We start from the raw sequence: 1,875 nt of genomic DNA, 5'->3' as shown, positions 1-1,875 counted from the left end.
TCTTGTGCGAGAGATTCATGCACTTCACCCGAAAGCGTGCGAGGCATCGGTTCAACTCGAATACCATCTTTGCCGATCACGGTATTTTCGAGAGTGTCAAAAATCGCGGTAACAATGTCGTAGTTGTTATCAAAAAATCGCGCCTGTCCGCGCAAGCTGCGTCCACCGGACTCAACTAACGCATTAGCAGAACGATGTTCTGTTGGACGCTTATGCAATCGCGTTTTTTCTACAGCTTGAAAGGCTTGTACCATTTGTCGCTGTTGTGCTCGCTTCAAAGCCCAAGAGGGTGAAACCGTTAAGGCAAGCTTATCCATCCAGTTCATACAAAATGAACCTTTGAAAAATGACCACTCTTTACTTCTTGTAATCGCTTCTCCCACATTGCTCGGCCCGCACGAATTTCAGATAAATTCTCAAGTTTCACAACACGGCCTTCGAAGGTGACTTCCTTTCCCGATAGCACCGCCTTCTCTGCCTCAAGATAGAGATCTATCATTTCGAGTATTGATTCACGCGTCATAACCATTCACTCCCCGCATTAATCCAATGATTGTCACTGACCGCTGATGTAACATTTCGTGCTTGCTGTTTTTCATGACGCTCTGCCGGCGTCTCACTTAACTCTCTCGCCAAAGCGTCAAGATTTGGAGAAAGCAAATAGAGAACCGCTAAACAATAATTCTCGAGATCAAACGCTTCATTCCTATCTCGTATTTTCAACCATTCGCTGCGCGCTTTTCCTAAATGAAAGCGAGTGACTTTTTTTTCACTGCACAGTTGCCGAAAATATTCCTCATCAAATACCGGTGATTTTTTAAAGTGAAGATAACCGGCGCCGGGTTCTTCGATCTCATAACGTCGATAAATTAAATCTTTACCGGCCCAAGTTCCGACCGTAAAGACGTTGACTCGATATTTATTCGAACGTGAGCCTCGATTAACGAGAGGTAATCCCTCTTGTCCGCGACCTTTTAGCGCGTAAACACCCGCCATCTCTCTTGGTTTAACAAAACGATACACATGATCCGTGAACGCGCCCGAATCAATGCCGGTCGCGGCACACGTCATGATGCTTCCATTCGCGTGTCGATAAGTATTGGATAACTCGACATCGAGCTGATCCCATAACCTCTGACTCGTTGGATCCCCTCTTAAAATTTTGTAATCGATATCCCACGATTCCTCACCAACGCCAAAACCTTTCACCTTTATTTCTAAACGATCTTTTTGAACATCGACCGCTCGAACCAAAATGCACACCTCATCGGGAACATCACACTCGTATACTTCCGCTCTTTCCATCAGTACTGTATGTTTAAACTGTTGCCCTTTCTCCTCAAACGTTTCCGCAAGCGATACGTTAATGAATGTTTGAATGTCACCAGAACGTTTCTTTTCTAAAAAACTTTGGACGATGTCGCCTAATTTCCGAAAAAGACTGCACATTTCCGGTAAATGAAAACTCGCATGACGCTTAAACGGTTTTGCAGCAATCCACCGACCCTTTCGGATCGCTAAGAATCGGTCCGCATCATCCCAACACACACCACACGACTCACACACATACACCGCCGTTTCTGGTAGATGCTCACCTTCCGAATCTTTTTGCCAATTCACCTGCGACCATTTTAAATACTGAAATGTTTGACAGTGAGGACATTCACAGTGCCAACGTCGTTGATCACCTTGCTCAAAAGCCGACTCAATCAGCGAGGCACCTTTAATCGTTGGTGTTGATGTTTCAAACAATAATCGTTCGTCACCAAAGGTTGCTGCGCGTTGCCAGATCAATCCAATCTGTGAACCTTCTTTCGTACGCTCATACCCATCAATTTCATCCGGAAAAATTTTGGGAGCAGAACGCCCCCTTGC

3 protein-coding genes are annotated in these 1,875 nt (G+C 45.3%); all 3 read right to left on the bottom strand.

Going from position 1 to position 1,875, the window contains the following annotated elements; all coding sequences use genetic code 11:
- Positions 1-326: phage portal protein (locus tag FAX86_RS22035; RefSeq protein ID WP_144395660.1), on the bottom strand; the 326-nt coding region annotated here is incomplete at its 3' end.
- Positions 323-523 carry a hypothetical protein gene (locus FAX86_RS22030; RefSeq protein WP_144395659.1) on the bottom strand — a complete coding sequence of 67 codons (201 nt, stop codon included), beginning with the start codon at positions 521-523 and terminating at the stop codon, positions 323-325. The genes FAX86_RS22030 and FAX86_RS22035, both read right to left, overlap by 4 nt.
- Positions 520-1,875 (bottom strand): terminase gpA endonuclease subunit (locus FAX86_RS22025; RefSeq protein ID WP_144395658.1); only part of this gene is annotated, 1,356 nt, incomplete at its 5' end. The genes FAX86_RS22025 and FAX86_RS22030, both read right to left, overlap by 4 nt.

The sequence above is a fragment of the Pleionea sediminis genome (genome assembly GCF_007570825.1).
Lineage (GTDB): Bacteria > Pseudomonadota > Gammaproteobacteria > Enterobacterales > Kangiellaceae > Pleionea > Pleionea sediminis.
The sequence above is the reverse complement of the archived record's forward strand: the minus strand, read 5'-3'. Positions and strand labels throughout refer to the sequence as shown.